Below are 26,930 nucleotides of genomic sequence, written 5' to 3' on the forward strand. Positions count from 1 at the left end.
TCGAATCCTCATCGGGCTTTCTGCGGAAATATCGCCTGAACGCTAGAAAACGCTATAAAGCCCTAGCGGTTGACTTTGACGCTGCGTCAACTTCTATCGTCGAAGTCATGGAGTGGTCGATCCAGGACATCGCCCGCTCGGCCGGGACCACGAGCCGGACGCTGCGCCACTACGGCGCGGTCGGCCTGCTCGAGCCCAGCCGGATCGGCGGCAACGGCTACCGCTACTACGACGAGCAGGCGCTCGTCCGGCTGCAGCGGATCCTGCTGCTGCGCGAGCTCGGCCTCGGGCTGCCGGCGATCGCCGAGGTGCTCGACGGGCAGCGCGACAGCGCCGCGGCGCTCGAAACCCACCTGGAGCTGCTCGAAGAGGAGCAGCGGCGGATCGGACGGCAGATCGATTCCGTCCGCACGACCCTCCGGAAACTGAAGGGAGGTGAACGACTGATGGCAGAAGAAGTCTTCGACGGCTTCGACCACACGAAGTACGAGAAGGAGGTCACCCAGCGCTGGGGCGCCGAGGCGTACCGGCGCGGCAACGACTGGTGGAACTCGCTGTCCGCCGACGAGAAGCAGGGCCACCAGCAGGCGCAGCTCGACATCGCGGCGGCGTTCGGCGCGGCGCGAGCTTCGGGTTCGACGCCGGATTCCGACGAGGTCCAGGCGATCACGCGACGGCTGCACGAGTGGCTGCGGCCGGCGGTCTCGTCGGTGTCCGCGGGGTACTTCGCGGGCCTCGGGCAGCTGTATGTGGACGACTCGCGCTACGGGTTGGAGGGCGCGACGGCGGAATTCGTCCGGGACGCGATGAAGATCTACGCGGAACGGAACCTCAGTGACTAGTGGCGCGTCGTAAAGGGCGCACTGGGGGTAGGGACGAGCAGGGCTGCAGACCTGTTCGTCTCTATGTACCCGGCCGCAGCAGGGTGCGCCGGGTCGTGTCGAGGTGGCGGACCACCTCGTAGGCGGCGCGAGTGCCCACTTCAGGTGGCTCGCCGTCACCTTCGAGCAGCGACCAGCCGCCCTCGTACCGCACGAGGTACGAACCGTCCGAGACGAAGGCACGGGTCACCTCCGCCGTGAGGGCCGTGCCCACCGGGTAGCGCTCCTTGCGCGCTCGCCACTCGGCTTCCGACACCCCGTTGTCGAGGGGCCCCGACCGGAACTCCGGATCGAGCGGCCACAGCCGAACCTGCTCGGGCCGGCGGGCGAGCACCTCGAAGGTCGTCGTCGTGCCGACCGCGGGCCACGACTCGACCTGCCGCGGCAGGATCAGCACGTCGACGAAGCCTTGCCGGTCACCTTCGAGGTCCACGAACAGCCCGATGGCGCCGGGCCGGGGGATCGCGGACACCGTGCCGGTCACCACGGCACCCACCTCGAACCCGCTCACCCCGCCACCCTGGCACGGTTTGGGCCGACCGGTCGAACCTCGGCGACACGCCCTAGCTGTCTATGGCGGAATATCGGGCTCACGCTAGAAACGCCGATAACTTGGCAGAGTGGACCCCATCCGCAACCCCTTCGCGCCGGGCGCCGGGCAGCGGCCGCCCGAGCTGGCCGGGCGCGAGCGTGAGCTCAAAGCCTTCGAAGTGGTGCTGGAGCGGGTGGCGCGGGGGAGACCCGAACGCAGTCTCGTGCTCACCGGGCTGCGGGGCGTGGGCAAGACCGTGCTCCTCGGGGAGCTGCGGGCGATGGCCGTGCGGCACAAGTGGGGAGCGGGCAAGATCGAGGCCCGGCCGGACGCCGAGCTGCGGCGGCCGTTGTCGGCCGCGTTGCACCGGGCCATCCGGGACCTCGCCGTGCGCCACCGGGCGCCGGATCGGGTCGAGGAGGTGCTCGGTGTCCTGAAGGCGTTCGCGCTGCGGGCCAACAAGCCCGACGCCAAGCTGCGCGAGCGGTGGCAGCCGGGCATCGACGTGCCCGCCGCGCAGGGGCGGGCCGACTCCGGGGACATCGAGATCGACCTCGTCGAGCTGTTCACCGACGTCGCCGAACTGGCCGCGGACGTCGGGACCGGCGTGGCGCTGCTCATCGACGAGATCCAGGACCTGCAGCCGGACGACGTCTCGGCGTTGTGCGCCGCCTGCCACGAGCTCTCCCAGTCCGGTGCGCCGCTCGTCGTCGTCGGGGCCGGGCTGCCGCACGTGCCCGCGGTGCTCTCGGCGTCGAAGTCCTACTCCGAACGGCTCTTCCGGTACGCGCGCATCGACCGGCTCAACCGTGAGGACGCCGACTTCGCCGTGATGGCGCCGATCGAGCGCGAGGACGCCGGCATCGAGCCGGAAGCCCTCGACTCGCTCTTCGACGCGTCCGGCGGCTACCCCTACTTCATCCAGGCCTACGGCAAGGCGGCCTGGGACGCGGCGCCGTCCGACCCGATCACGGTCAAGGACGTGCAGGTCGCCGCGCCCGAGGCGGAGTCGGAGCTGGCGGTCGGCTTCTTCGGGTCGCGCTACGAGCGGGCGACGCCGGCCGAGCGGGAGTACCTGCAGGCAATGGCCTCGCTGACCCAGGGCCGCGACGAGCCCGCCGGCACCGCCGACGTCGCCGTGTTCCTGGGGCGGAAGCCGTCGTCACTGTCGCCGGCGCGCGACAGCCTGATGAAGAAGGGCCTCGTGTACTCCGCCGAGCGGGGGCAGATCGCCTTCACCGTCCCGCACTTCGGCCACTACCTGCTCGGGCGCGACTGACCTGCGCTTTTCCCGCTGTCTCGCGGTCTATGAGCCTTACTACGAGAGTATTGCATTTTCGCTATAGAGCGGTAGAGACCGCTAGCGGGTTGCTTCAACGTGACCGCCAACACCCCACATCTCTCCGGCGCATGCCCAAGTTTGCCGATGATTCATCGGCTAGTGCGCCACATCACCGGATATTCGTTGGCTTCCTTGCGAAAAAAGGTGCATACTAGAGGCACAACCACCAACACCCTCGAAGGGGATGCAGAAACCGATGAACAACATCGCCGCCAAGCTCCGTGCCCGTCGCGCTGAGGTTCGCACTCGCCGGGCGCTGAACCGGGCGATCGACACCGCCGCCACCGCGACGGTCCGTCAGGAACTCATCGCGATCGCGCAGGCTCGCTCCGGCTACATGCGCTGATCTCTCACCCCATGGCTGGTCGCCCATTCGAGTGACCTAGGCCACATCGTGCTCACGGTGTAACGCCGCCCGAAGGGGCGTCGATACCCAGTACGACCCCGTGATGCTGGCGGACCCCCGACCTGGCAGCATCGCGGGGTTTCCCATTTCCCCGAAAACCCCTCGCCGGCGGAGCGTTCTGCAGTAATCTTTGACTTCGTCAACGAACTTGTTGAGGTGGTCAATGAACGACGCTCAGCTGGCCGACCGGGTGGCCGCGGTCCGCGCCTTCAACCGGCTCTACACCGGTGTCATCGGCGTGCTCGACGAAGGGCCGGCGGACGCCGAGTACTCCCTGCCGGAAGCTCGCGTGCTCTTCGAGCTCGCCCACCAGGACCCGCTGCCGGTCACGGACCTGCGCAAACGTCTCGACCTCGACGCCGGCTACGCCAGCAGGCTGCTCGCCCGGCTCGAGTCCCGCGGGCTGATCGCGCGCGAACGGTCCGAGGAGGACGCCCGCCGCCAGCTCGTGCGGCCGACCGCGGCGGGCCGGGACGCCTTCGCGGTGCTGAACCGCCGCTCCACCGACCAGATCGGCGGGCTGCTACGCCGCTTCGCCGACGAGGACCAGCAGCGGCTGCTGACCGCGATGCGCACGATCGGCGACCTGGTCGGCGACCACCGCCGCGACCCGCTCCTCGTCCTCCGCCCGCCACGACCGGGTGACCTCGGTTGGGTGGTGGAACGGCACGGCGCGCTCTACGCCCGCGAGTACGGTTTCGACGCCCGGTTCGAGGCGCTCGTCGCCCGGATCGTCGCGGACTTCGCCGAAACCCACGACGATCAGCGCCAGGCCTTCTGGATCGCGGAGCTGGACGGCGAGCGGGCCGGCAGCATCGCGTGCACCCGCGGGCCGGACGCGGACACCGCGAAACTCCGGTTGCTGCTGCTCGAGCCGTCGGCTCGCGGGCACGGCGTGGGCAAGCGGCTGGTCACCGAGTGCGTCGAGTTCGCCAAAACGCACGGCTACCGCGCGATGGAGCTGTCGACGGTCTCCGTCCTCGACGCCGCGCGTTCGCTCTACCGGGCGGCCGGGTTCGAGCTGGTGCAGGAGACGGACTTCGACGATTGGGGCCCGAAGCTGACCGACGAGATCTGGCGCCTGCAGTTCTAGCGGGGCACCCGGCCGAGCAGGAAGAACTCGGCGTTCGGGCGCAGCGCGGTCAAGTGGGCGAGGCGGTTCGACATCGCGAACAACGCCGTGATCGCGCCGACGTCCCAGATCTCGTCTTCGGTCAGGCCGGCGTCGCGCGCGGCTTCGAGGTCACCTTCGCCGAACAGGGCCGAGTCCTGAGCGAGCGCCAGGGCGAGGTCGACGATCGCCCGGCCGCGCTCGTCGAGCTCCACCTGCCACGGGTTGCTCGAGACGCGATCGGCGAGCTCCGGGTCGTTGGCGCGGATGCGCAGGATGGCGCCGTGCGCGACGACGCAGTAGGTGCAGTGGTTGGCTCCGGAGGTCGCGACGACGACCAGCTCGCGCTCGGCCTTCGTGAGGCCGTCGGTGCGTTCCATCAGCGCGTCGTGGTAGTCGAGGAACGCACGCAGCTCGGCCGGGCGGTGGCCGAGCGCACGGAAGATGTTCGGCACGAAGCCCGACTTCTCCGCGATGGCCCCGACGCGCTCGCGCAGGTCGTCGGGCAGGTCTTCGAGTTCCACCACCGGAAACCGGCTCACGTCGCTCATGGGCTTCACGCTAGCCGTGGTTGGCTGATGCCGTGACGGACTACGTCGACGGGTACTGCGAACGCGTCGCGCCCGGGCTCTTGGGTGAGCCGCTCAACAGCCTCAGCAACCTCGCCTTCCTCGTCGCCGCCGTGCTCGTGTGGCGGCTGGCCAACGGGGACCGGACGGGGCGGGTGCTCGCCGGGCTGATCGGGCTCGTCTTCGTCGCGAGCACCGTCTTCCACCTGCTTGCGACGCGCTGGGCCGCCGTCGCGGATTCCGCGGCGATCCTCGCGTTCATGCTGGTGTACGCCGTGGTGTTCACCCGCGAAAACTGGAGCCGGCGGTGGGCGTGGGTGGCCGCGCCGGCGCTCCTCGCCCTCACTGTGGGCTCGGCGTTGCTGGGCGGCGGGCTCTACCTGGGCGCTCTCATCGGCCTAGGCGTCTTCGCAGCAGTACTCGCCTTCACGCGCGACGCCTACTGGACGCACTTCGCCATAGCGGGCGCGGTCTTCGCGCTCTCCCTCTCCCTGCGCACGCTCGACCGGGACGTATGCAGCTACGTCCCGGTCGGCACGCACTTCCTCTGGCACCTGCTCAACGGCGTGGTGCTCTACCTCGTCTCACGACCGCTCGCCCACCCCAAGAGTCCTTAGTGGACACCGATCGGGCGCAGGTTCTTGTCGTGCTCGTCGGTGTGGTAGTCCTCGGGCTCCGTGTCGTCAGTGCCGTTGAACACCTTCATCTGCCGGGCGATCACCGTGACGATCGCCGCGATCACCAGGTTGCCGATCAACGCCACGAAACCGACGTAGATCTGGACCGCCGAACCCGCGAACGGGTGCCAGCCGAGCAGCGACAGGTTGCCCAGCGACAGCGCCGAACCGCCGAAGTGCTGCTTGCCGTTGGCCGGGTTGGGGATGCCGTACAGCATGATCAGGCCCCAGCCGATGCCGACGATCCAGCCCGCGATCAGGCCCCAGCGGTGGAACCAGCGCGTGTACAGCGCGAGCGCCACGGCCGGCAGCGTCTGCAGGATCAGCACGCCGCCGATGAGTTGGAGGTCGATCGAGAACTGCGGGTCGATCAGGATGATCACGGCGACCGCGCCAAGCTTCACGACCAGCGAAGCGAGCTTCGCCTGCTTCGCTTCCTCGGCTGGGGTCGCGTTCTTGCGGATGTACTCCTTGTAGATGTTGCGCGTCCACAGGTTGGCCGCGGCGATCGACATGATCGCGGCCGGCACCAGGGCGCCGATGCCGATCGCGGCGAACGCGATGCCGGCGAACCAGGACGAGAACTGGCTGTCGAACAGGACCGGGACGATCGTGTTGCCGTCCGCCTTGCCGGTGGCCGCGTTCGTCAGCGGCTTGACACCCGCCGTGATCGCCACGTACCCGAGCAGCGCCAGCAGGCCGAGCACCAGCGAGTACGCCGGCAGCGCGACCATGTTCCGCTTGATGACGTTGCGGCCGCGCGAGGCCAGCACGCTGGTCAGCGAGTGCGGGTACAGGAACAGCGCGAGCGCCGAACCCAGTGCCAGGGTCGCGTACTGCAGCTGGTTGTTGGCGGTGAGCAGGATCGACCCGGCCGGCTTGCCGGTGGCCGGGCTCTTCGCACTCAGCTTCGTCGCCGCCGCGTCGAAGATGTGCGACCAGCCGCCCAGCTTCGAGGGCAGGTAGATGATCGCCACGAGGATCACGATGTAGATCAGGATGTCCTTGACGAACGCGATCAGCGCGGGCGCCCGCAGGCCGGACTGGTAGGTGTAGAAGGCCAGGATGACGAAGGCGACCAGCAGCGGCAGGTGCCCGACGATGCCGGAGCCGTTGATGCCCATCGTCCGCAGCACGGCTTCGAGGCCGACCAGCTGCAGCGCGATGTACGGCATGGTCGCGACGATGCCGGTGATCGCGACCAGCAGCGCGAGGATCGGCGAGCCGAAGCGGCCGCGCACGAAGTCGGCCGGGGTGACGTAGCCGCGCACCCGCGAAACCGACCACATCCGCAGCGCCGGGAGCAGCACGATCGGGTAGACGACGATCGTGTACGGCAGCGCGTAGAGACCGAGCGCGCCGGCGCTGAAGACCAGCGCGGGCACCGCGACGAACGTGTACGCCGTGTAGAGGTCACCGCCGAGCAGGAACCACGTGATCCACGAGCCGAACTTGCGACCGCCGAGACCCCATTCGTCCAGGTGGTCCAGCGTGCTGCCGCGCTGCCAGCGCGACGCCATGAAGCCGAGCACGGTGACCAGGGCGAACAGGATCGTGAAGATGATCAGCTCGGGCCACTGCAGGTTGCTCATCGAGCGTCCCCCTCGTCCAGATCCTCGACGCTCAGCTTGTCCGGCGCGTCAACGGTCGGCTTTTCCCGCGTCATCAGGTAGACGATCCAGGTGCTCAGCACCCCGACGCCGACCATGAGGAACTGGAACCAGTAGAAGAACGGCATCCCGAACAATCGTGGACCGTCCATGTTGAACAATGGCGTGACCAGGACCAGCAGCGGGACGATCAGGAGCAGGTTCCACGGGCTGAACTGGAACCCGCGCACCTTTCCGTCGTGCTTCACAGTCGACATCGGACCTCACCTAACACTCCCGTAACCGACTGCCTGACCTTAAGACCTCAGTGACAGCGAGTCACGCTTGTCCGATATCGATTTGATCGCCCCGGCCACCAGTGCCGACCAACGTCGGTTGCCCCACCCCGGCGGGCCCTATATCAATAGCCCGACTCCGCACGCGCAAACCCAAAAGGGGCAACCGTATGACACGACTCCGCTACGCGGTGGTGATCCCGGCGATCGCCGGCACCCTGCTGGCCGGGTTCACGCCTGCGTTCGCAGGTCAGGAGGTCGCGGCCGGTAAGCAGACGCTGAACTCCACGAACATCCCGGCGCAGTACGCGAACCAGAAGCTGGACTGGCACAAGTGCGCGGTCCCCTCCGAGCTGCCGACGGCCCCGCCCGCGGGCGCCGAGGACATGGAGTGCGCGACCTTCAAGACCCCGCGCAACTGGTACCAGGCCAACGCCCAGATCGACCTGACCATCGCGGTCAGCCGGCTCAAGGCGACCAAGGACGCGACCGCCAGCGTCGTCACCAACCCCGGTGGCCCCGGCGCGCCGGGCCGCAACTTCCCGGCCCGCCTGCGCAACCAGCCGAAGCTGCGCGAGCACCAGGAGATCGTCGGGTTCGACCCGCGCGGCACCGGCAAGAGCACCAACATCACCTGCGGCGGCGCCATCGGCACCGGTGCGGACCTGGACCCGCGTGACCGCGACCGCGGCAACCTGGACCTGATCCTGCAGGCGACGAAGTACGCGGCGCTGTCCTGCCAGCAGAAGTCCGGCGAGCTGGGCCCGCTGATCAACACCGACCAGACGGTCAAGGACATCGACCTGCTGCGCGTGCTGCTCGGCCGCGACAAGATCAACTGGGTCGGCTACTCGGCGGGCACCTGGATGGGCGCGCACTACGCGCAGGCCTACCCCACGCGCACCGGCCGGTTCGTCCTCGACTCCTCGACGGAGTTCACCACGACCTGGCAGAAGTCCTTCGACTGGCAGCCGCTCGGCTTCGAGCGCCGCTTCCGGGCCGACTTCCTCCCGTGGGTGGCGAAGTACGACAAGCTCTACCACTTCGGCACCACCGGCGAAGCGGCCCGCCAGACCTACGAGCAGGTCCGCTACGCCCTGACCCAGGGCGCGGTCACCCTGCCCGACGGTTCGACCGTCTCGGCCAACGGCCTCGACTCGTTCATCGCGTCGCAGATCTACTCCAAGCGCGCCTTCCCCGGCCTGGCCGACTACCTGGTCAGCGTCCGCACGCTGACCCAGGGCACCGCTTCGGCGCAGGCCAAGAGCTCGGCCGCGCAGAAGGTCAAGGCCGGCGACAAGAGCACGGTCACCTACGGCCCGCAGCCGCTGATGGTGCCGGCCGACGGCGACTCCTACGACGCCAGCTTCTGGACCATCCCGTGCAACGAGGGTCCGTGGACCGGCTCGCCCAACAGCGCCATCAATCAGTCGCAGAAGCTGATCGACCAGCAGCTGCCGCTCCTGGGTGCCGGCTGGTTCATCCAGCCGTGCCTGTTCTGGAAGAAGCCGCCGTCCCCGCTCCCGGTGCTGGACGGCAAGGGTGTCCCGCCGGTGCTGATCGTCGAGTCGGAGCACGACCCGGCGACCCCGATCGAAGGCGCGCGCCGCGCGCACAAGGCGTTCGAGGGTTCACGGATGCTGACGATCACCGGAGAGGGTGACCACGGCATCTACGCCGGCGGCAACGCGGGTGTGGACAAGGTCGTGGAGGCCTACCTCGTCGACGGCGCGGTGCCGAACGACCAGAGCCTGCCCGGCATGCCACTTCCGGTGCCCGCGGGCGCCTGACACCACCAGGGCTAGTGGCGGCCCCGCCGAACGGACGTTCGGCGGGGCCTTTCCACACCTGTGCACAGAGTTATCCACAGGCGGTGGACAACTCGAGTGGTATTAGAATCACGGACATGGTGCGCGCACCGCTTACGGATGAAGAGCGCGAACGGGGCGAACGTCTCGGCCAGGCGCTGCGCGCGGCGCGGGCCGGCCGGAGCATGGTCGACGTCGCCGCCGAGGCGGGGATCTCGGTCGAGACGCTCCGGAAGATCGAGACCGGCCGCATCCCGACGCCGGCGTTCTTCACGGTCGCGGCGATCGCCGATGCGGTCGGCCTGCCGCTGGAGGAACTGCGCGCGGCCGTCACGCCCGCCGCGTCACCCTCCCTTTCCCAGGCCAGCTGACCAGCGGAAATGCACTGGCACCTCACCGAGGACATCGACGGCTTCCTCGCCCGGACCGGCGGCTTCCTGCGCTCCCGGCCCGCGCTGCACACCTCGCAGCTGACCCGGCTCGAGAAGCTGCGGACGCACGAGGAAAAGGGCACGCTCTTCGGGTGGCTGGAGCAGGAGGGCGAGGTCCGCGCGATCTGCTACCTCCGCCCGGCGCAACGCTTGATCCTCACCGCGGTCGCCCCCGGCCAGGCCGACGCCCTCGCCGCGGAACTGGCCGGCCGGCCGTTGTCCGGGGTGACCGCGGAGGACGACACCGCCACCGCGTTCGCCGAGGCGTGGCAGCGGCACACCGGCGCGGTGCCGGTGCCCGGGGTGCGGGTCCGGCTCCACCGGCTCGGCACCCTCACCCCGCCGGAGCCGATGCCCGAAGGCCGCGCGCTGGCCGGGCGGGATCGTGCGGAGATCATCCGCTGGTGCAGCGAGTTCGCCACCGCGGTCGGGCAGGCGCCCATCGCCGACGAGCGGTCCTGGGCCGCCTCGAACTTCGCCGGCAAGCAGTTCACGTTCTGGGAGACGGACTCGCCCGTCGCCATGGCGGGATCGACCCCGGTGCTGGCGGGCATGGTCCGGGTCGACCCCGTCCACACCCCGGCCCGGTTCCGCGGCCGGGGTTACGCCGGCGCCGTGACGGCCGCCGTGAGCCAGGCCGCGCTGGCCGCCGGCGCCACGGACGTCGTCCTCTACACCGATCCCGCCAACGTCACCAGCAACGCCCTGTACCGGCGCCTCGGCTACGCCCCGATCGCGGCTTTCCTCGGGTACGACTTCCGTTAGACCGGCCGCAGCTGCCTGAGGATGTGCTCGCGGTCGTTGAGGAACGCGCAGCCCGGCACCGGCAGGTCGTAGCTGTTGAGCAGCTTCTCGAAGTCCGAAAACTCGTCGGCGGAGAAGCCGAAGCCGACCCGGACCGCGTGCGCGGCCAGCACGTCGGCCAGTTCTTCCCACTCGCCGGCCCACAGCAGCGTGCGGTAGTGCGTGTAGTCCTCCGGGGAGAGCCGGTTGCCGATCATGGTCAGGAAGCTGTCGGCGAAGAAGCTGATCCGGTTGCCCTTGAGGTCGGCGACCGTCGGGTTCGCCGGGTCCCGCGCGGTGTCGGGGTTGCGGACCACGCCCGGCCCGGCCACCGGGTAGGCGGTGTGCACGTGCCCGTTGTCCTCGACCAGCACGATCAAGTGGACGTTGAACCGCTCGCCGGCACAGCGCCAGCGGCCGTTGCGCTGCTGCCGCCGGGCCTCGCTGGGGTCGTTCGCGACGTCCTTGACCACGGAGATGATCTGCTCGTCGGTCCAGCCGGCCGGGAACTCGCTGGTCGCCCTGCGCCCGACGCCCGGTGCGTGCCCGCCGCCCACTCGCTGCTCCCTTCGTCGCACCGAGAGTAGGTCAAACGGCGGCAGCGAGCACGACGATGCCGACCAGCTGGAGATCGAGACCGCGGAAGAGCTGGCGGGCGAGGTTGGCGGGCATCGGGCCCATCGGGGTGTCGACGAACGCGGGATTCGCGTAGTCAACGGCGGTCCGGGTGACCGTGCGCAGGATCGAAAGCACCGACAGCGGGACGGCGAGCCACGCCGTCGCGGCGAACGACGTCCCACCCGCGAGGGTGACCACGACGAGCACCGCCGCCCAGAGCAGACCCACCCCGGCGAGCACCAGGCCGTGGGCCAGCACGAGGTCGCGGTCCGCCGAGCCCAGCCACCGCCGGCGGCCCGGATTGCGCCAGAGCTCGCCGAGCCCGCCGCCGAACGGCGTCAGCGCGACGTACGCGCCGATGCCGATCAGGACCGCGCCCGGCACCGTCGGCACCGCGATGTGCGCGACGACGACCGCCAGGCCGACCAGCAGCGCCGCGCCCGCGTACCGCGCGCGGCCGAGCGTGCCCGCCCAGGCCAGCCGCAGCGGGGTCGGGCGGCGCAGCGAAAGCCGGCCGGTGGGCGCGGACGGCGGGAGCAGCATCATCGGGTCGAGGAAGGTGACGGCGACCGAGCGCAGCACCCGGCCGTCCCACCCGGCGAGCAGCACCGCCCGGCCCGCGCGCGACACCGGTTCGCCGCCGAAGGCCAGCGGCAGCGCGGCGGCCAGCACCCCGGCCGCCACGAACTGGACGGTCGCCGGGCCGAGGCCCAGCGCGGCGATCACCAGGCCGAGGACCGCGAGCGCCAGCGGACCCAGCGCGTCGAGACGCAGCGACGTCCGCCGAGCCGAAGCGAAGGCCGCCACCCCGGTCGCGACGACGATCGCGACCGCCGCCCGCCACTGTTCCAGCCCCGCGCCGCCGACGGCGAGCAGCAGCGCCGCCAGGTACCCGGTCACCGCGACCACACCGGTCCACGCGCCGAGCAGCCGCAGCGTGACGACGCGGCCGCGGTCCACCGGGGCGAAGTCGAGCCAGGTCAGCTCGGCTGGTTCGACCCACGCGAAGCCGCGCCGCAGCAGGCCGCGCCAGCCCACCGCGCAACAGAGCGTCAGCAGGCCGAGCACGGCCGGGAAGTCCACAATGGACGATCCGTAGAGCGCGGGGCGCCAGCCGTCGACGTGGAAGAACGCGGTGAACAGGAAGCCGAAGCCGAACAGGAAGACAAAAGTCGCGGTGTCACCGGTGAAGATCCCGCCGAACCGCTTGCGGCCCGGGATCCGCATCCTGCGCGGGGCGGTCGTCACCACAGTTCGAGCACGCTGTCCGCGGCTTCCAGCAGCGGCGGGTGGTGGGTGGCCACCACGACCGCCGCGCCGGCCGCCGTCGACCGGGCGATCAGTTCGACCAGCCACTCCTTGCCCGCCGTGTCCAGCGCGCGTTCCGGCTCGTCCAGCAGGAGCACCCGGTGCGGCCGGGCGGTGACGCCGAGCAGCAGCAGGCGGCGGCGCTGGCCCGCGGAGAAGTGCCCGGACGTCACGCGCATGCGTTCGCCCAAGCCCGCGTCGCGCAGCAGCTCCTCGTGGTCGCCGAGGTCGGCGCCGTACGAGCCGGACAGCAGCTCCAGGTGCTGCAACGGCGTCAGCTCGGCGAAGAAGTCGGAATCGTCGAACAGCACCGACACCTTGCGCCGGAACTCGACGTCCCGCTCGTCCGGCAGCTTGCCGTCGACCAGCACGCGGCCCCGCTGCGGCTTCTGCATGCCGTAGAAGCAGCGCATCAGGGTCGACTTGCCGACACCGTTGGGCCCGACGATCGCGGCGCACTCCCCGGGTTCGACGGAGAAGTCGAGGTCGTCGAACAGCCACAGCTCGCCGGCCCGGACGCCGAGCGCCTTCGCGTCGATCATCGGAGGTGTTCGAGGACCGGGGCGAACTGGTCCATGTTGTGCTCCAGGACGGTGTAGTAAGTCAGGCCGAACCGCTCGCGGTGCGCGTGGAGCTGCTCGGCGACCGCGGCGGGCGAGCCGATCAGCGCGGTCGGGACCTCGGCGAGCTGGTCGGCGCTCAGCACGCCGCGGGTCAGCTTGGCGAGCTCCGCCAGGGCCCCCGCGCGGTCGTCGGTGATGTTCACGAAGTGGCAGAGGAGGTTGAACTCGGCCTCGCGGCCACCCAGCTTCGCCCGGACGAACTCGACGCGCTCCTCGATCTCCTCGGCGCTCGCCGGGGCCGGCGCGGCGCCGTCCGGCGTCTTGGCCGTGCCGGTGAAGCCGATGATGTCGGCGTGCGCGGCGGCGAGAGTCAGGCTCCGGTCGCCGCGGCCGGCCAGCAGCAGCGGCGGTCCGCCCGCGCGCACCGGCGCGGGCTTGTGCTCCGGATCCGCGTACAGCCGCTTGAGCTCGGTGATCGTCCGCTCGAGGTGGTCGACGCGCTCGCGGGCGGACGGGAACGGCATCCCGGCGGCCTCGAACTCCTCCTTGACGTACCCGGCGCCGAGACCCAGCTCCAGCCGCCCGTCGGTGAACTGGTCGGTGCCCGTGACGTCCCGCGCGAGCAGCACCGGGTTGTAGAACGGCGTGTTGAGCACGAAGGTGTTCAGCTTGACGCGCGAGGTGACCTCGCCGGCCAGCACGAGCGCCGGGAACGGCGGCGCCATGCCCAGGTGGTCGGCCGCGGACAGGACGTCGTAGCCGAGGTCCTCGGCCTTGCGGCACTTCTCGACCCAGGCGGCGCGGCTGTCCGGCACGACCATGTTGACACCGAAGCGGAAATCCCCAGTCATGCCGTCCAAGGTACTCAGTGGAGCTTTTCGATCACCGGGGCCAGCCTGGTCAGGTCGTCTTCGAGCACGGTGAAGTAGCCGGCGCCGAGGGTCTCACGGGTGCGCAGCAGTTGCTCGGCCACCCCGTCCGCCGAGCCGGCGAGGACCGTGGCCAGCTCGCCCAGCTCCTCGACGTCGAGGTGCGGCACGAGCTGGTGCGCCTCCTCCAGGGCCGCCCGCCGGTCATCGGTGATCCGGACGAAGTGGACCATCAGGTTCACCTCGGCGTCCCGGCCGTCGAGCACTCGCTTCACGAAGTCGGCGCGCTCGGCCAGCGCGGCGGAACCGGCCAGGGCCAGCCGCCCCTCGGCCGCGCCGGGCGCCGTGCCGGTGAGGGAGATGGTGTCGGCGTGCGCGGCGGCGAAGGTCAGCATCCGGTCGCCGCGGCCGCCGAGCAGCAGCGGCGGCCGCGGGCGGCCGGTGAACGCGCGCTCGAGCTCGGTGACCACGTCGACGAGCCGACGGAACCGGCGACCGGGCGTGCCCCAGTCGATCCCGGCGGCTTCGAACTCCTCGCGGACGTACCCGGCACCGATCCCGATCTCCACCCGGCCGCCGGTGAACTCGTCGAGCGCGGCGAGGTCGCGGGCCAGGAGCACCGGGTTGTGGAAGCTCGCGTTGAGGACGTAGGTGTTCAGCCGGAGCCGCTCGGTGGCCTCGGCGGCGAGGAGCAGCGCGGGCACCGGCGCGACCCGGCCGAGGTGGTCGACCACGCCGACGACGTCGTAGCCCAGGTCTTCGGCCTGGCGGCATTTCGCCACCCACTCTTTCCGGGAGCCGGGCACGTACAACGCCACTCCGAAGCGGAAGGGTCTCATGGCGCGAAACTACCCAGAAATGCAGCAAGGGACGCCTCCCGGATGCGGCCGGAAGGCGTCCCCTGCTCAGGGCGATCAGCGCAGGCGCTGGGCCAGGGCGTCGAGCTCGTCACGCAGCGACGTCGGGACGCGGTCGCCGATCTTGGCGAACCACTCCTCGATCAGCGGCAGCTCCTCGCGCCACTCCTCGGGCTTGACGTCCAGGGCGGCCTGGATGTCTTCGATCGGCTCGGTCAGGCCCTCGGTGTCGAGGTCCTCGGCGCGCGGCACGAAGCCGACCGGCGTCTCGACGGCGTTGCCCTTGCCCTCGACGCGCTCGACGACCCACTTGAGGATCCGCGAGTTCTCGCCGAAGCCCGGCCACAGGAACCGGCCGTCGTCGCCGCGGCGGAACCAGTTGACGTAGAAGATCTTCGGCAGCTTGTTCGCGTCGGCGTTCTTGCCCAGGGTCAGCCAGTGCTTGAAGTAGTCACCGGCGTGGTAGCCGAGGAACGGCAGCATCGCCATCGGGTCGCGGCGCACGTTGCCGACCGCGCCGGCCGCCGCGGCGGTGGTCTCCGACGACATCGTGGCGCCCATGAACACGCCGTGCTGCCAGTCGCGGGCCTCGTTCACCAGCGGCACGGTGGTCTTGCGGCGGCCGCCGAACAGGATCGCCGAGATCGGCACGCCCTTCGGGTCGTCCCACTCCGGCGCGAGGATCGGGCACTGCGACATCGGCGTGCAGTAGCGCGAGTTCGGGTGGGCGGCCTTCTCGTCCGAGTCCGGCGTCCAGTCCTGGTGCTTCCACGAGGTCGCGTGCTCGGGCTTGTTCTCCATGCCCTCCCACCAGATGTCGCCGTCGTCGGTCAGGGCGACGTTCGTGAAGACCGTGTTGCCCTTCTCGATCGTGCGCATGGCGTTCGGGTTGGTGTGCCAGTCGGTGCCCGGCGCGACGCCGAAGAAGCCGAACTCGGGGTTGACCGCGTACAGGCGGCCGTCCTCGCCGAAGCGCATCCAGGCGATGTCGTCGCCCAGCGTCTCGGCGCGCCAGCCCGGGATGGTCGGCTGCAGCATGGCGAGGTTGGTCTTGCCGCAGGCGCTCGGGAACGCGGCCGCGACGTAGTGCACCTTCTCCTCGGGCGAGATCAGCTTGAGGATCAGCATGTGCTCAGCGAGCCAGCCCTCGTCACGGGCCATCACCGACGCGATGCGCAGCGAGTAGCACTTCTTGCCCAGCAGGGAGTTGCCGCCGTAACCCGAGCCGTAGCTCCAGATCGCGCGCTCCTCGGGGAAGTGCGAAATGTACTTCGTTTCGTTGCAGGGCCAGGAAACGTCCTTCTCGCCCGGTTCGAGCGGGTGGCCGACGGAGTGCAGCGCGGGCACGAATTCGCGCTCGCTGCCGTCCGGCGCGACGAACTTCTCGAGCGCCGCCTTGCCGGCGCGGGTCATCACGCGCATCGAAGCGACGACGTAGGCGAAATCCGTGATTTCGATACCCAGCTTGGGATTGTCGTCGCCGAGCGGACCCATGCAGAACGGGATGACGTACATCGTGCGGCCGCGCATCGAGCCGCGGAACAGCTCGGTCATGGTGGCCTTCATCTCGGCCGGGTCCATCCAGTTGTTGGTCGGACCGGCGTCCTCGGGACGCTCCGAGCAGATGAAGGTCCGGTCTTCCACGCGGGCGACGTCGTTCGGGTCGGAAGTGGCCCAGAAGGAGTTCGGCTTCGACTTGAGCTGCACGAACGTGCCCGCCTCGACCAGCTCCTGGTTGATCCGGGCGGCTTCTTCGTCAGACCCGTCGACCCACACCACGCGGTCCGGGTTGGTCAGTTCGGCGACCTCCCGGACGAAGGACAGCACGCCGGTGTGCGTCGTCGGCGCGGTGTCCAGTCCGGGGATGGCGACTGCGGTCATCTCTACTCCTGACTTCCGACGACAAATGCGCCCGCACCGGAACGACGTTGTCCCGGTGCGGGCGTCATTGCCGGCGACCGAATGGCTTCGCACACCGGCTGGCGAACCGGTGTCTGCGATTTGGGATTCCTCGAGAGTAGCCGCATGACCGGCAAGTAACCGAGAGCTGACGTGTAGGTTCTCTCACAAGAACGATAAGGGAATCGATTCAGATGTCACTTGATCGGTGTATTCGCTGAAAATCTTCCCGTGCGCTGCGACACAGCCGTGACCTGCTCGTTTTCATTGAAGACATGAAGAAAGCCCGAGGCCGCGGCCTCGGGCTTTCAAACTATGACCTGGGTCACTGTTCAGTTCGGCGAAATCCACTGCCCGGTGCCGGAGTCGATGCGCGCGACGCCCTCCAGCACCTGCGTGCCGGCCTCGCCCCAGGCGGCGTCGGCGGCCGGGTCGCCGTCGGTCCCGGCGTTCATCAGTCCACTGGAGACTTCGGTCCACTGGCCGGGGCCGGCGTGCTCGAACGTCGTGGTGGTGCCGTCGGACTCGGTCTGCACCGCGATGTCCGCTTCGCCGTCGCCGTCCTTGTCGGTGAAGGCGATGGTGCCGCCGCTCTTCGTCTCGACGATGGCGGTGTCGTTGTGCCCGTCGTGGTCGGTGTCGATGGTCGCGACCCCGGCGTCCACCTCGCCGTCCGGCAGGTCGGCGTGGATGTGACCGCCGGAGCTGTCGTCCCGGCCACCGGTGCCGGAGTCGTCGTGGCCGCTACCGGAGCCGTCGTGGACCCACTGGCCGCTGGCCTCGTCGTAGACCGCCTGCTCGACGACCTTCCCGTTGTCGTCCAGCACGGCGTAGTGGTCGGCCTCGCCGTCGTGGTTCGTGTCGATGAAGGCCTGGGCCGAGCCGTCTTCGTGCTCGATGATCGCGGTGTCGTTCACCCCGTCTTCGTTCACGTCGTAGTTGACCTCGGCCTGGTACTCCTGGCCGTCGACGTGGACGGTCATCGCGTCCGGGCTGCTCGCGTCGGTGTCGCTGCCGCCGCTCTCGTCGACCCACATGGGACTTCCCCCTTCGAACCGGGTAACACGCTCCGACCTGCTGTCTGAGGGTATGACTCACCGTAGGCCCGTTCGGTTCCGCTCCACAACCGGACCGGTGCTCAGGCGGTTTTGTCCCGCAGTGCCCGGATGCGCGTGAGGAAGGCTTCGGCGCGCTCGCGGCCGTCGCTGACCTCCTTGAGCCGCTTCGACACGACGGCGATCTTCTTGGCCCGCTCCTGCGCACCCATCTTGATCGTCTTGTCGACTTCCTTCAGCTCGGCCTCGATCGCGTCGATGCGCCGGCCCAGCGCCTCGTCGAGCGCCATCGACAGCTGCTGCTCGGCCTCGATGAGCTGCTCGGCGACGAGCTGGTCGAGCGTCGAGCGGGCGTCCGCGATGGCCTCGACCAGCCACTGCTTCATGTGCTGCTTGTCGGCCGCGTGCTTGCGCGTGCGGGCCATCCACCAGCCGGCCCCGAGGCCGATGATGATCGTCGCAGGCAGCACGACCGGGTTGAGGATCGCGACGCCGGCCAGCGGGAGCGCGGCGACCTTGCCGGCCCCGACGCCGCCGGAGATGCCCATGAAGACGAGCAGTTTGTCCTCGGCCGTCGGCGGCTTCTTGTCCGGCGGCCGCAGGACCACCGGCGGGCCGCCCGCGCGGGCGAACTGCGCGCGGATGACGTCGAGCTCTTCGGGCGAGAACAGCTCCGACAGCGAGACGTTGGTGACCTGGTTCAGGCGCTGCGAGAGCAGCATCGAAATCCGCTGGGACGTCGTCTGCAGCGCGATGTCGACCTGCTGGGGCAGCGCGGCCAGCTCGTCGCGCTTGGCCGCGTCGATCAGCTGGCGGAAGTGGGTCTGCGCGTCCCGCATCTGCCGGGCGCTCTCGTGCCCGACCTCGACGCGGGTGCGCTGCACCTCGCCGCGCAGCTTCAGCTGCCAGCCGCGGGTCGACGTCCGCCGCTCGGCCTGCAGCTGGTCGCGGCGCTCGCGCAGCTGCTCGGCCTCGGCCTCGCCCGCCGACAGCGCCCGGCTCTCGGCCTGCAGCTTCGCCTTGAGCTCGCCGAGCGCACTCGACAGCGCACGCAGCGTGTTCGCCTCGCCGAGCATCGCCGAGCGGCCGACGAGCAGCTCCTGCAACGCCATCTGGATGGCCGCGACCCCGGACTTCTCCCGCAGCATCGCGGCCAGCTGCTCGTTGGGCGCCTTCGCCGCGGTCTCGAACAGCCGCGCCGACACCGGGTGGAACACCGCGTCGGCGAAGCGGGGCGCGTGTTCGCGCAGCAGCTGCCGGTCGGCCTCCATGACCTCGCGCCAGCCGCGGAACATATCGACCTTGGTCAGCGCGAACACGACGGTCTCCACGCGCTCGCCGACGTCGCGCAGGAACTGCAGCTCGGTCGAGGTGAACGGGGCCGACGCGTCGACGACGAAGAGCAGCGCGGTGGCGCCCGCGGCGGCCTCCTTGGCGAGCTCGCCGTGCATCGAGTCGAGCCCGCCGACCCCCGGCGTGTCGACCAGCGAAAGCCGTTCCAGCAGCGGCACCGGCCCGGTGACCTCGACGTACCGCGGCGGGATCTGCCCCGGCGGCAGCTCGTGGGCGGCGGACACCCAGTTGATCAGCTGGCCGATGCCGATCGGCACCGGGGCGAGCTGGCCGGGGTAGCAGGCGTGCGCGCCCCAGGTGTCGGCGTGGTCGAACACCAGGTAGGTCGCGGTGGCGACGTCGGCGTCCACAGGAGACAGGCCCGGCCGCGCCAGCAGCGCGTTGACCAGCGAACTCTTCCCACGGTTCGTTTCGCCGACGACCACGACGGCCGGCTTCTTCGGCCGGGCCTTCCGGACGCTCTCGACCCACCTGGCGGCATCCGGATCGGCATCGCGGACGACGGTCAGCAGCTGGTCTCGGGTCGCGGCGACCTGCGTGGGCAGGCTCGGCGCGGTCGGTGCGCTCACGGATTCTTCTTCGCGTAGACGGTGACGATCGGGGCGCGCAGCAGGCGGTCGTGGTCGGCGAAGCCGGTGACCTCGGTTTCCGCGACGACGCCGTCGAGCGCGGGGTCTTCGGTCGGGACCGCGCCGCCCGCTTCGTGGCGGGCGGGGTCGAACCGCTCGCCGTCGGGCCGGAGAGCCTGGACGCCGATCGCGGCAAGCCCCTCTTCCAGCCGTTCGACGACACCGCCGCTGCGGGCGCGGTCCAGGGCGTACAGGCACATCTGGATCAGCGCCTGGCGATCTGCGAGTGCTCGCTCGAGGTCCGCCTCGGTTTTTTCGGCGGTTCCGGGTGGCGGAGCCCCCGGCTCGGGGCGAAGCCCCGACGAAGACACAGCTACCTGCTGCTGCAAGGGGTGCACATCGGTGTCCGACGCGGCGGAACCGCGCTCGGTTCCGTCCTTGCGAAACCACGCCATGACCACAGTTTGGCGGATTCAGCCGCCGCCCGGTGGCGAAGGCGGCACCTTCGTGAGCGCCGCATGCGTGGTCGGGAAGCCGGAGGTCAGACGAGGTCGTCGATGACCTGGCGGAGGACCGCTTCCAGGCCCGGGCCGTTTTCGGCCAGGCGGGAGGAGACCAGCAGCTGGTCTTCGGCGGTGCGCAGCCAGATCGAGCCGGCGACCGAAATCTCGATGACGTTCAGGCGGAAGGGGTACGCGCGGCGGCCCTGTTTCACCTCGGCCTCGCGCACCAGCTGGCCGAGCCGCTCGCCGGCCACGATCTGGCGGCGGTAGAAGCCGGGTGCCCAGGGGGTGCTGCCCGACGGCTCGTTCGACCCGCGCAGGGCGGGGCCGCGGGCGTTGGCGAAGTGGCGGGCCGCGGCCGGGCCGAAGAAGTCGAGCGCCTGCCGCATCGCCGACCCCTGGGCGAGGGCGGGCCTGCCGTAGCGGGTGCGCGGGCTGCGCGGGTCCGGGTCCTCGCGGTTGCGCAGGAAGGCCAGCAGGTCGACCCACCAGTCGGCCCACTGCGCCTGGACGGCCGCGCGGTCGAGCCCGGCCGGGATGTGCACCGGGACCCGCGGCTCCACCGGCGGCAGCACCTGTCCTTCGGAAACGGACAGCGCCAGGGCGTCGCGGATGTACAGCGCGACGTCGACCTCGGTCTCGCTGCTCCAGCCGGCTCGCCAGGATGTCGTGTTTTCTAGGCGCACGCCTCAACAGTACGCGGAAAGGCGGGCCTACCAGCGGAAGTCGGCAAGCAGAAACAAACTCACCCGGCCCGGACCTGTTGCCAGATCAAGAAGTACGCCCGGTGGACGACGTGCGCGACGCGGCTCTGCGCCGGTGTCGCACCGAAGGACGCGAAGGACCGCCACCAGCCCGCACGCTCGAGCGCGTGCGCGGCCAGCTCCGGCCGCGGGGCGCCGGGCTTGCCGAGCTGGGCGCCGATGTCGGCGTTGCTGCCCACCCGCAGCACCTCTTCGGACAGGTCCTCCGGCATGTCGACCGCGCCGGAGGCGACCAGCGTCAGCGCTTCGAGCAGCCGCAGCTGGTGGGCCTCGGGCTTGGCGAGCAGCACCTCGATGGCGTCGTGGACGCGCTGCCGCTCGGCCGGATCGGCGGAGGCGTGCGCGAGCGCGGTGACCGAGGCCAGCGCCGCGGCCGCCTTGATGCCGTCGGCGCGGGCGGCGAACACCACCGCCAGCCGCTGCCGGACCGCCTCGAGGCCGGACGCATCGAGCAGCGCCCGCCGCAGCGCGCCCGCCGTGATCTCCGGCTCCTTGCGGATGGCCTCGACGCCGTGCGAGATGCCGAACAGGTCGAGCTTCTCCAGCAGCCGCAGCCGGGTGCCCGCCGGGACGTCGCACTCCCAGCTCGTGAAGATGTCGGCCGACATCAGCATGGTCTGCAGGACGTCGTCGTCGAGCTCGGCGAGCTGCCGCAGAGCGTCGGCGTCGGCGGAGGTGAAGCCACCGGACTCGGCCGACTCGGCGATCAGCCCGATCACCGGCAGCACGTCGGCGACGCGCGGCTTCAACGTCGACGCCTGCTTCTCGGCGAGCAGCGTCGCGGCCTTCCAGACGTCGCCGCCGGAACCCTCGACGGACTCGGGCGCGATGGTGTCGGCCTTGTTGAGGACGGCGATCGCGTTGACCGGGCCCGCCTCGCGGCTCGCCGTGGCCGCGGTGAAGGCGGCCAGGGCCTGCTGGTCGTCCGCGCGGACGCCCTGGGTGACGACGTACAGGACGGCTTCCGCGCCCGCGACGGCGTTGCGCGAGGTGTCGTCGAGCTCGTCCGAGCCCTCGTCGTCGGCTTCCTTGCGGTGCTTCGCCGCGCCCAGCAGCTGCTCGGTGCGCGACACCGAAGCGGCGTCGAGCGAGCCGAGGCCCGGGGTGTCGATCACCGTCATGCCCTGGAGGACGGCGTTGGTCAGGTACGCCTCGATGTGCGACACCTGCTCGATGTCGACGCCCAGCTCGGCGGGGATCATCCCGTCGGACGCGAACGGGAGCACCTGCTTGCGGCCGTCGGTGAAGACGATCTCGACGCGGTCCACCGTGCCGTACTGGAACCGGGTCACCAGCCGCGTGCACTCCCCGATGTCGGTCGGCGCGACCCGGCGCCCGATCAGCGCGTTGACCAGCGTCGACTTGCCCGACTTGATCCGGCCGGCCACAGCCACCTGCAGGGGTGCCCCGAGCCGGCGCAGCACCTCGGCGAACCCGGCGGCGGTGCGCGCGGAGACCTGCGGCTGCAGGCGGTGGCACAGGTTGGCCACCGACATCGACAGCGGACCGGCGAGCCGGCCCTGCTCCGGTGACGTCACGGCCCCCAGCCCTCCCCGTCGTAGCCGACCACCCGTGAATCGTGCCATGTGCCTCATCCCCTGGTCGCACCGAAGGTGGTACCGCCGACCGACGCGCGATCCGCGCCGCGCGACCTAGGGTTGTGTGGTGCGACGGCTGAGCCTCTGGATGCGTGCCCACCCCATGGCGGGCGACACGGTGCTCGCCGTCGTGCTCGGCCTGATCGACATGCTCCTGTTCGCCGCCGACGGCCTGGACGAGATCGCCGAGATGCCGCCCTGGTACATCGCCGTGCCGGTGAACGTCGCCATGGTGGCGCCGCTGGTGTTCCGGCGGAAGTCGCCGCTGTGGTCGGCGTACGTCGTGCTGGTGATCGGCGTCGTGCACGGGACGCTCCAGCTCGGCATCTCCAGCGTCGCCGCACTGGCGATGAGCATCTACTCGGTCGTCGTCTACGCGGGGCGGCGGCAGGGGCTGGTGTACGTCGGTGCCGTCGTCGCCGGGTCGGCCTTGCAGCTGGCGCTGGGGCCGGCGGACGAGCTCGTCATCTCGGCGCTGTTCCTGGCGTTCGGGATCGCCCTGTGCTGGACCCTCGGCGAGTTCGTCGGGGCCCGGCGCGCCTACGACGTGGAAGTGGAGGCCAGGTTGCACCTGCTCGAGACCGAACGGGACCAGGCCACCCGGATTGCGGTGGCCGAGGAGCGCGGGCGGATCGCGCGCGAGCTGCACGACGTCGTCGCGCACGCGGTGAGCGTCATGGTCGTGCAGGCCGATGGCGCGTCGTACGCGATCCAGAGCAACCCCGACCTCGCTCAGCGGGCTCTGCAAACGATTTCCGAGACCGGCCGCGGCGCGCTCGGCGAACTGCGCCGCCTGCTGGACGTGCTCCGCAGCGACGACGCGGACGGCGAGCCCCGTGTCCCGCAGCCGGACGCGCACGCCCTCGCCGAGCTGGCCGACCGGATGCGCACCTCCGGGGTGCCGGTGGACCTGGAGCTCGGCGACCTCGGCGCCCTGCCGGCCGGCGTCTCGCTGGGCATCTACCGGATCGTGCAGGAGTCGCTGACCAACACGCTCAAGCACGCCGGGCGGGGCGCGACCGCTTCGGTGCGGGTGCACCGCACCGGCGACCTGGTCGAGGTGCTGGTGTCCGACGACGGCGCCGGCCACGTCCCGCAGCTGGTGCCGGCCGGGCGGCGCGACCCGAGGCTGCCGGGCGGGAACGGTTTGATCGGCATGCGCGAGCGCGCGCACGTGTACGGCGGGACGTTGGACGTGGGCCCGGCTCCGGGCGGAGGGTGGCAGGTCCGCGCGGCCCTGCCGGTTAGGTTGGACAAGTGATCCGGGTGGTGGTCGTCGACGACCAGGAACTGATGCGCGTCGGGTTCCGGATGGTGCTGGGTGCGCAGGCCGACATCGACGTCGTCGGCGAGGCGGGCGACGGCGCGCAGGCCATCGAGCTGGCCGAACGGCTGCGTCCCGACGTCGTGCTGATGGACGTCCGGATGCCGGTGCTCGACGGCGTCGAGGCGACGAAGCGGATCGTCGCCGACGGCACCGCGCGCGTGCTCGTGATGACGACGTTCGACCTCGACGAGTACGTCTACGCGGCGTTGCAGGGCGGCGCGAGCGGGTTCCTGCTCAAGGACACCCAGCCCGACCACCTGGTGTCGGCGCTGCGCGCGGTCGCTTCGGGTGACGCGGTGGTGTCGCCGTCGGTGACCCGGCGGCTCCTGGACCGCTTCGTCGGCACCGGCGGCTCCCCGATGCGGGACACCGCCGAGCTGGACGTGCTGACCGACCGCGAGCGCGAGGTGCTCGTGCTGATCGCCAAGGGCATGTCCAACCTGGAGATCGCCGACGCGCTGTTCCTGTCCGAGGCGACGGTGAAGACGCACGTCGGGCGGATCCTGGCGAAGCTGGAGCTGCGAGATCGGGTGCAGGCCGTGGTGCTGGCCTACGAAACCGGTCTCGCGCGCCCCGGCATCGCCTGAATCAGCGGTAGCCGTCCGGCGGGGTGGCCGCCGGGTCCTTGCCCGCGTTGCGGACTTCGGTCAGCCAGCGGCCGAAGTCCGGGCGGTCGCCGTCGACGTCGGTGTAGCCGTACTCCTTCATCAGCGTCCACGACGCCAGCGTCTGCCCGGCGAAGCGCGCGACCTCCGGGTCCTGCGCCAGGGCCGCGACACCGCGGGCCAGCAGGTACGGCGTCTCGGAGATCTTGAAGTCGACCGGCGCGAGCTTGCCGATCGCATCGCGCCAGTTGTCCTCGGTGACCTCGAAGTGGTCGAGCATCGACTCCGAGCGCAGGAACCCCGGGGTCACCGCGAGGCCGACGCAGTCGTTCTTCTTCAGTTCCACGCCCAGCGCCCGGCCGAGCGCGCGGATGCCGCACTTGGCCAGGTAGTAGGGGAGGCCCGCGCCGACGTAGTCGTCGTTGTCCCCGTCGGTCACCTCCAGCACCAGGCCACGGCGGGCGACCACCAGGGGCAGCAGCTTGTGCAGCGCGATGAGGTGGGTGTCGAGGGCGTTGTGCGTCAGGCTGAGCGCGTCCTCCAGCGGCGTCTCCCAGAACGGCGCGTCGAAGTGGAAGTACATGTCGCCGCCCCAGACGTCGTCGACCAGGAGGTCGATTCCGTCCACTTCGGACTCGATGCGCGCCCTCAGTGCGTCCACATCGGACACGGAGGTGAAGTCGCAGCGGACGACCGCGGCCTTGCCGCCCGCGGCCTCCACCAGTTCGCCCGTCTCTTCGATCGTCTCCGGGCGCTTCAGCGGCGACGCCGTCTCGCGCGTTGTGCGGCCGGTGACGTACACCGTCGCGCCCGCGCGGCCCAGCTCCACCGCGATCGCCCGCCCGCAGCCCCGGGTGGCCCCGGTGACCACCGCGACTTTGCCTTCCAAGCTCATGAATCCTCCCGTCCCCGCCACGCGGTCAGCACCGCGTCGACGTCCTCCGCCAGCCGGTCGGCCAGCCGCCCGTGCGGCCGGATCGACCAGTCGATCGACACCCCGTTGATGACCCCGAGCACCGCACGGGCCGCCCGCGGCACACTCGGCGCGTGCGGCAGCGAAGAAGCCGCCGCGCGCACCAGCCGCCGCAGTTCGTCTTCGACCGCCGTGAAGTGCTCGCCCAGCAGCGACCGCAGCACCGGGTCACCGATGTCCACGCCGAGCTGGCCCAGGTGGTTCGCCGCCTCTTCGGCGTCCCCGAGCCCCGCGTAGACCGACACCGCGGCGGCGCGCAGGCCGTCGACCGGGTCGTCCGCCCGCTCGGCGCTCTCCCGCATCTGCTCGACCGCCCGCCGGGTGGCCCGCCGGCTCATCGCCTGCAGCAGACCGCTCTTCGAGCCGAACCGCTGCGCGACCGTGCCGACCGAGACGCCGGCTTCCGCAGCGACCTGCGCCAGCGTGAAACCGGGACCACAGCGGCCGATCACGGTCTCCGCCGCGCTCAGCAGCCGCTCGTCGGTGATGCTCCTCGGCCGGGCCACGTTATTATTGAACCACAGTTCATTAATAACGTCGAATCAGGGTCGACTCAGGGTCATCACCCATCGCGCATCGGCCGAAGAGCCAGCAAGGTACTACTCAGGTAGGGGGAGGGGTTCGGCCTTCAGGGTGACGCGCGAACCGCCCCGGACCCGCGACGATGAACGCGTCGTAAGCGAGGGGCGGAAGAGGAGCAGTCATGATCGAGGCAACGGGCCTCACCAAACGGTACGGAAAAACGCTGGCGGTGAACAACCTGTCGTTCTCCGTGGCCGCGGGCCAGGTCACCGGCTTCCTCGGTCCGAACGGGGCGGGCAAGTCCACCACCATGCGGATGATCCTTGGCCTGGACAACCCGACGGGCGGCCAGGTCACCATCGGGGGCAAGAAGTACCACGACCTCAAGGAACCGCTGCGCACCGTCGGCGCGCTGCTCGACGCGAAGTGGGTGCACCCCAACCGTTCGGCGCGCGCCCACCTGCAGTGGATGGCGAAGTCCAACCGCATCCCGGCGGCCCGCGTCGAAGAGGTGCTCGACACCGTCGGCCTCACCAGCGTGGCCGGCAAGCGCGCCGGCGGGTTCTCGCTCGGCATGTCGCAGCGGCTCGGCATCGCGGCCGCGCTGCTCGGTGACCCGGAGGTCCTGCTGTTCGACGAGCCGGTGAACGGCCTCGACCCGGAGGGCATCCTCTGGATCCGGAAGTTCATGCACCGGCTGGCCGAGGAAGGCCGCACGGTCTTCGTGTCGAGCCATCTGCTTTCGGAGATGGCGCTGACCGCGAGCAACCTCGTGGTGATCGGCCGGGGGCAGCTGATTTCGCAGTCGTCCACCGAAGACTTCGTCGCCCGCGCGGCGGAGAACACGGTGAAGGTGCGGTCGCCGCAGCTGGCCGAGCTCCGGGACGCCCTGCAGCGGGCCAGCGCCGGGATCGCCGAGGAGGCGAACGCGCTCGTGGTGTCCGGGATGGACAGCGCCAAGATCGGCGAGCTCGCCGCCGCCAACCGGATCGTGCTGCACGAGCTGAGCCCGCAGACCGGCTCGCTCGAGCAGGCCTTCATGCAGATCACCGGCGACTCCGTCGAGTACCACACCGGTCTCGACGCCGAGGCCCAGCACGTGCTCGAGTCCGCCAAGTAACC

28 protein-coding genes are annotated in these 26,930 nt (G+C 70.4%); 11 read left to right on the forward strand and 17 right to left on the reverse strand.

Features of this window, described 5'->3' with window-relative positions:
* Positions 1 to 107 precede the first annotated feature (107 nt).
* Positions 108 to 842, forward strand: coding sequence for a MerR family transcriptional regulator (locus ISP_RS47315; RefSeq protein WP_013230943.1), 735 nt, complete (start codon positions 108 to 110; stop codon positions 840 to 842).
* A gap of 61 nt (positions 843 to 903) precedes the next feature.
* Here the strand turns inward: ISP_RS47315 and ISP_RS47320 are convergent, their stop codons facing one another.
* Complete coding sequence (locus ISP_RS47320) at positions 904 to 1,392, reverse strand: hypothetical protein (RefSeq protein ID WP_013230944.1); 489 nt, start codon at positions 1,390 to 1,392, stop codon at positions 904 to 906.
* Between the two features lie 109 nt (positions 1,393 to 1,501).
* Here ISP_RS47320 and ISP_RS47325 point away from each other — a divergent pair, with 109 nt between their 5' ends.
* The 3 genes from ISP_RS47325 (at position 1,502) to ISP_RS47335 (ending at position 4,254) form a co-directional block, all read left to right on the forward strand.
* Positions 1,502 to 2,692 (forward strand): ATP-binding protein, encoded by a 1,191-nt coding sequence (locus tag ISP_RS47325; RefSeq protein WP_013230945.1) that lies wholly within the window; start codon positions 1,502 to 1,504, stop codon positions 2,690 to 2,692.
* A gap of 247 nt (positions 2,693 to 2,939) precedes the next feature.
* On the forward strand, positions 2,940 to 3,101 hold the full coding sequence (locus ISP_RS47330) for a hypothetical protein (protein WP_014467883.1): 162 nt from the start codon (positions 2,940 to 2,942) through the stop codon (positions 3,099 to 3,101).
* A 223-nt stretch (positions 3,102 to 3,324) separates the two neighbouring features.
* Positions 3,325 to 4,254 (forward strand): bifunctional helix-turn-helix transcriptional regulator/GNAT family N-acetyltransferase, encoded by a 930-nt coding sequence (locus tag ISP_RS47335; RefSeq protein ID WP_013230946.1) that lies wholly within the window; start codon positions 3,325 to 3,327, stop codon positions 4,252 to 4,254.
* Here the strand turns inward: ISP_RS47335 and ISP_RS47340 are convergent.
* Complete coding sequence (locus tag ISP_RS47340; RefSeq protein WP_013230947.1) at positions 4,251 to 4,823, reverse strand: peroxidase-related enzyme; 573 nt, start codon at positions 4,821 to 4,823, stop codon at positions 4,251 to 4,253. The genes ISP_RS47335 and ISP_RS47340 overlap by 4 nt on opposite strands.
* Positions 4,824 to 4,855: 32 nt before the next feature.
* Between ISP_RS47340 and ISP_RS47345 the strand changes: the two genes are divergently transcribed.
* Positions 4,856 to 5,458: a hypothetical protein gene (locus ISP_RS47345; RefSeq protein WP_013230948.1), complete on the forward strand. Its 603-nt coding sequence runs from the start codon at positions 4,856 to 4,858 to the stop codon at positions 5,456 to 5,458.
* Here ISP_RS47345 and mctP read toward each other — a convergent pair.
* Both mctP and ISP_RS47355 read right to left on the reverse strand, forming a co-directional pair.
* Positions 5,455 to 7,110, reverse strand: coding sequence for a monocarboxylate uptake permease MctP (gene mctP / locus ISP_RS47350; RefSeq protein WP_013230949.1), 1,656 nt, complete (start codon positions 7,108 to 7,110; stop codon positions 5,455 to 5,457). The genes ISP_RS47345 and mctP overlap by 4 nt on opposite strands.
* Positions 7,107 to 7,385 carry a DUF3311 domain-containing protein gene (locus tag ISP_RS47355; protein ID WP_013230950.1) on the reverse strand — a complete coding sequence of 93 codons (279 nt, stop codon included), beginning with the start codon at positions 7,383 to 7,385 and terminating at the stop codon, positions 7,107 to 7,109. The genes mctP and ISP_RS47355 overlap by 4 nt, the downstream gene beginning before the upstream one ends.
* A gap of 188 nt (positions 7,386 to 7,573) precedes the next feature.
* Here ISP_RS47355 and ISP_RS47360 point away from each other — a divergent pair, with 188 nt between their 5' ends.
* The 3 genes from ISP_RS47360 (at position 7,574) to ISP_RS47370 (ending at position 10,407) form a co-directional block, all read left to right on the forward strand.
* Positions 7,574 to 9,193: an alpha/beta hydrolase gene (locus ISP_RS47360; RefSeq protein WP_013230951.1), complete on the forward strand. Its 1,620-nt coding sequence runs from the start codon at positions 7,574 to 7,576 to the stop codon at positions 9,191 to 9,193.
* A 116-nt stretch (positions 9,194 to 9,309) separates the two neighbouring features.
* Complete coding sequence (locus tag ISP_RS47365) at positions 9,310 to 9,582, forward strand: helix-turn-helix domain-containing protein (RefSeq protein ID WP_013230952.1); 273 nt, start codon at positions 9,310 to 9,312, stop codon at positions 9,580 to 9,582.
* Positions 9,583 to 9,591: 9 nt separating this feature from the next.
* Positions 9,592 to 10,407, forward strand: a complete 816-nt coding sequence (locus ISP_RS47370; protein WP_013230953.1) for a GNAT family N-acetyltransferase — start codon at positions 9,592 to 9,594, stop codon at positions 10,405 to 10,407.
* On the opposite strand, the gene ISP_RS47375 is transcribed toward ISP_RS47370, so the two are convergent.
* From ISP_RS47375 to ISP_RS47425, 11 genes are all read right to left on the reverse strand, one after another.
* Positions 10,404 to 10,982, reverse strand: a complete 579-nt coding sequence (locus ISP_RS47375; RefSeq protein ID WP_013230954.1) for an EndoU domain-containing protein — start codon at positions 10,980 to 10,982, stop codon at positions 10,404 to 10,406. The two genes, ISP_RS47370 and ISP_RS47375, sit on opposite strands and share 4 nt — an antisense overlap.
* Before the next feature lie 31 nt (positions 10,983 to 11,013).
* Positions 11,014 to 12,294: a hypothetical protein gene (locus tag ISP_RS47380; RefSeq protein WP_013230955.1), complete on the reverse strand. Its 1,281-nt coding sequence runs from the start codon at positions 12,292 to 12,294 to the stop codon at positions 11,014 to 11,016.
* Positions 12,288 to 12,893 (reverse strand): ABC transporter ATP-binding protein, encoded by a 606-nt coding sequence (locus ISP_RS47385; RefSeq protein WP_013230956.1) that lies wholly within the window; start codon positions 12,891 to 12,893, stop codon positions 12,288 to 12,290. Before ISP_RS47385 ends, ISP_RS47380 begins: the two co-directional genes overlap by 7 nt.
* On the reverse strand, positions 12,890 to 13,765 hold the full coding sequence (locus tag ISP_RS47390; protein ID WP_071831427.1) for a TIGR03621 family F420-dependent LLM class oxidoreductase: 876 nt from the start codon (positions 13,763 to 13,765) through the stop codon (positions 12,890 to 12,892). The genes ISP_RS47385 and ISP_RS47390 overlap by 4 nt, the downstream gene beginning before the upstream one ends.
* Before the next feature lie 14 nt (positions 13,766 to 13,779).
* The gene (locus tag ISP_RS47395; protein ID WP_071831425.1) at positions 13,780 to 14,622 is read right to left on the reverse strand and encodes a TIGR03621 family F420-dependent LLM class oxidoreductase; all 843 of its coding nucleotides are present in this window, start codon (positions 14,620 to 14,622) and stop codon (positions 13,780 to 13,782) included.
* 75 nt (positions 14,623 to 14,697) lie between these two features.
* Positions 14,698 to 16,521, reverse strand: coding sequence for a phosphoenolpyruvate carboxykinase (GTP) (locus ISP_RS47400; RefSeq protein WP_013230959.1), 1,824 nt, complete (start codon positions 16,519 to 16,521; stop codon positions 14,698 to 14,700).
* A gap of 350 nt (positions 16,522 to 16,871) precedes the next feature.
* Positions 16,872 to 17,576, reverse strand: coding sequence for a hypothetical protein (locus ISP_RS47405; RefSeq protein WP_013230960.1), 705 nt, complete (start codon positions 17,574 to 17,576; stop codon positions 16,872 to 16,874).
* A gap of 101 nt (positions 17,577 to 17,677) precedes the next feature.
* The gene (locus ISP_RS47410) at positions 17,678 to 19,516 is read right to left on the reverse strand and encodes a dynamin family protein (protein WP_014467884.1); all 1,839 of its coding nucleotides are present in this window, start codon (positions 19,514 to 19,516) and stop codon (positions 17,678 to 17,680) included.
* Positions 19,513 to 19,971, reverse strand: coding sequence for a nucleotide exchange factor GrpE (locus tag ISP_RS47415; protein WP_071831423.1), 459 nt, complete (start codon positions 19,969 to 19,971; stop codon positions 19,513 to 19,515). Before ISP_RS47415 ends, ISP_RS47410 begins: the two co-directional genes overlap by 4 nt.
* Positions 19,972 to 20,057: 86 nt before the next feature.
* Positions 20,058 to 20,705, reverse strand: a complete 648-nt coding sequence (locus ISP_RS47420) for a hypothetical protein (protein WP_013230963.1) — start codon at positions 20,703 to 20,705, stop codon at positions 20,058 to 20,060.
* A gap of 59 nt (positions 20,706 to 20,764) precedes the next feature.
* Entirely contained in the window at positions 20,765 to 22,321 is a 1,557-nt protein-coding gene (locus ISP_RS47425) for a dynamin family protein (RefSeq protein ID WP_013230964.1), read from the reverse strand.
* Between the two features lie 148 nt (positions 22,322 to 22,469).
* Here ISP_RS47425 and ISP_RS47430 point away from each other — a divergent pair, with 148 nt between their 5' ends.
* A complete protein-coding gene (locus ISP_RS47430) occupies positions 22,470 to 23,642 on the forward strand; it encodes a sensor histidine kinase (RefSeq protein ID WP_420796090.1) in 1,173 nt (390 codons plus the stop codon).
* Positions 23,639 to 24,295 (forward strand): response regulator, encoded by a 657-nt coding sequence (locus ISP_RS47435; protein WP_013230966.1) that lies wholly within the window; start codon positions 23,639 to 23,641, stop codon positions 24,293 to 24,295. The genes ISP_RS47430 and ISP_RS47435 overlap by 4 nt, the downstream gene beginning before the upstream one ends.
* 1 nt (position 24,296) lies before the next feature.
* Here the strand turns inward: ISP_RS47435 and ISP_RS47440 are convergent, their stop codons facing one another.
* Both ISP_RS47440 and ISP_RS47445 read right to left on the reverse strand, forming a co-directional pair.
* Positions 24,297 to 25,208 (reverse strand): SDR family NAD(P)-dependent oxidoreductase, encoded by a 912-nt coding sequence (locus ISP_RS47440; protein WP_013230967.1) that lies wholly within the window; start codon positions 25,206 to 25,208, stop codon positions 24,297 to 24,299.
* Positions 25,205 to 25,792: a TetR/AcrR family transcriptional regulator gene (locus tag ISP_RS47445; RefSeq protein ID WP_013230968.1), complete on the reverse strand. Its 588-nt coding sequence runs from the start codon at positions 25,790 to 25,792 to the stop codon at positions 25,205 to 25,207. Before ISP_RS47445 ends, ISP_RS47440 begins: the two co-directional genes overlap by 4 nt.
* A 197-nt stretch (positions 25,793 to 25,989) precedes the next feature.
* Here ISP_RS47445 and ISP_RS47450 point away from each other — a divergent pair, with 197 nt between their 5' ends.
* The gene (locus ISP_RS47450) at positions 25,990 to 26,928 is read left to right on the forward strand and encodes an ABC transporter ATP-binding protein (RefSeq protein WP_013230969.1); all 939 of its coding nucleotides are present in this window, start codon (positions 25,990 to 25,992) and stop codon (positions 26,926 to 26,928) included.
* Positions 26,929 to 26,930: the final 2 nt, after the last annotated feature.

The sequence above is a fragment of the Amycolatopsis mediterranei genome (assembly GCF_026017845.1).
Taxonomy (GTDB): Bacteria; Actinomycetota; Actinomycetes; order Mycobacteriales; family Pseudonocardiaceae; genus Amycolatopsis; species Amycolatopsis mediterranei.

Excerpts from the sequence above, each read along its gene's own strand:
- ISP_RS47315 (WP_013230943.1), top strand. The coding sequence starts at position 108 with ATGGAGTGGTCGATCCAGGACATCGCCCGCTCGGCCGGGACCACGAGC.
- ISP_RS47330 (WP_014467883.1), top strand. The coding sequence starts at position 2,940 with ATGCAGAAACCGATGAACAACATCGCCGCCAAGCTCCGTGCCCGTCGC.
- ISP_RS47335 (WP_013230946.1), top strand. The coding sequence starts at position 3,325 with ATGAACGACGCTCAGCTGGCCGACCGGGTGGCCGCGGTCCGCGCCTTC.
- ISP_RS47340 (WP_013230947.1), bottom strand. The coding sequence starts at position 4,823 with ATGAGCGACGTGAGCCGGTTTCCGGTGGTGGAACTCGAAGACCTGCCC.
- mctP (WP_013230949.1), bottom strand. The coding sequence starts at position 7,110 with ATGAGCAACCTGCAGTGGCCCGAGCTGATCATCTTCACGATCCTGTTC.
- ISP_RS47355 (WP_013230950.1), bottom strand. The coding sequence starts at position 7,385 with ATGTCGACTGTGAAGCACGACGGAAAGGTGCGCGGGTTCCAGTTCAGC.
- ISP_RS47360 (WP_013230951.1), top strand. The coding sequence starts at position 7,574 with ATGACACGACTCCGCTACGCGGTGGTGATCCCGGCGATCGCCGGCACC.
- ISP_RS47365 (WP_013230952.1), top strand. The coding sequence starts at position 9,310 with ATGGTGCGCGCACCGCTTACGGATGAAGAGCGCGAACGGGGCGAACGT.
- ISP_RS47370 (WP_013230953.1), top strand. The coding sequence starts at position 9,592 with ATGCACTGGCACCTCACCGAGGACATCGACGGCTTCCTCGCCCGGACC.
- ISP_RS47385 (WP_013230956.1), bottom strand. The coding sequence starts at position 12,893 with ATGATCGACGCGAAGGCGCTCGGCGTCCGGGCCGGCGAGCTGTGGCTG.
- ISP_RS47390 (WP_071831427.1), bottom strand. The coding sequence starts at position 13,765 with ATGACTGGGGATTTCCGCTTCGGTGTCAACATGGTCGTGCCGGACAGC.
- ISP_RS47395 (WP_071831425.1), bottom strand. The coding sequence starts at position 14,622 with ATGAGACCCTTCCGCTTCGGAGTGGCGTTGTACGTGCCCGGCTCCCGG.
- ISP_RS47400 (WP_013230959.1), bottom strand. The coding sequence starts at position 16,521 with ATGACCGCAGTCGCCATCCCCGGACTGGACACCGCGCCGACGACGCAC.
- ISP_RS47405 (WP_013230960.1), bottom strand. The coding sequence starts at position 17,576 with ATGTGGGTCGACGAGAGCGGCGGCAGCGACACCGACGCGAGCAGCCCG.
- ISP_RS47415 (WP_071831423.1), bottom strand. The coding sequence starts at position 19,971 with ATGGCGTGGTTTCGCAAGGACGGAACCGAGCGCGGTTCCGCCGCGTCG.
- ISP_RS47430 (WP_420796090.1), top strand. The coding sequence starts at position 22,470 with ATGCGTGCCCACCCCATGGCGGGCGACACGGTGCTCGCCGTCGTGCTC.
- ISP_RS47440 (WP_013230967.1), bottom strand. The coding sequence starts at position 25,208 with ATGAGCTTGGAAGGCAAAGTCGCGGTGGTCACCGGGGCCACCCGGGGC.
- ISP_RS47450 (WP_013230969.1), top strand. The coding sequence starts at position 25,990 with ATGATCGAGGCAACGGGCCTCACCAAACGGTACGGAAAAACGCTGGCG.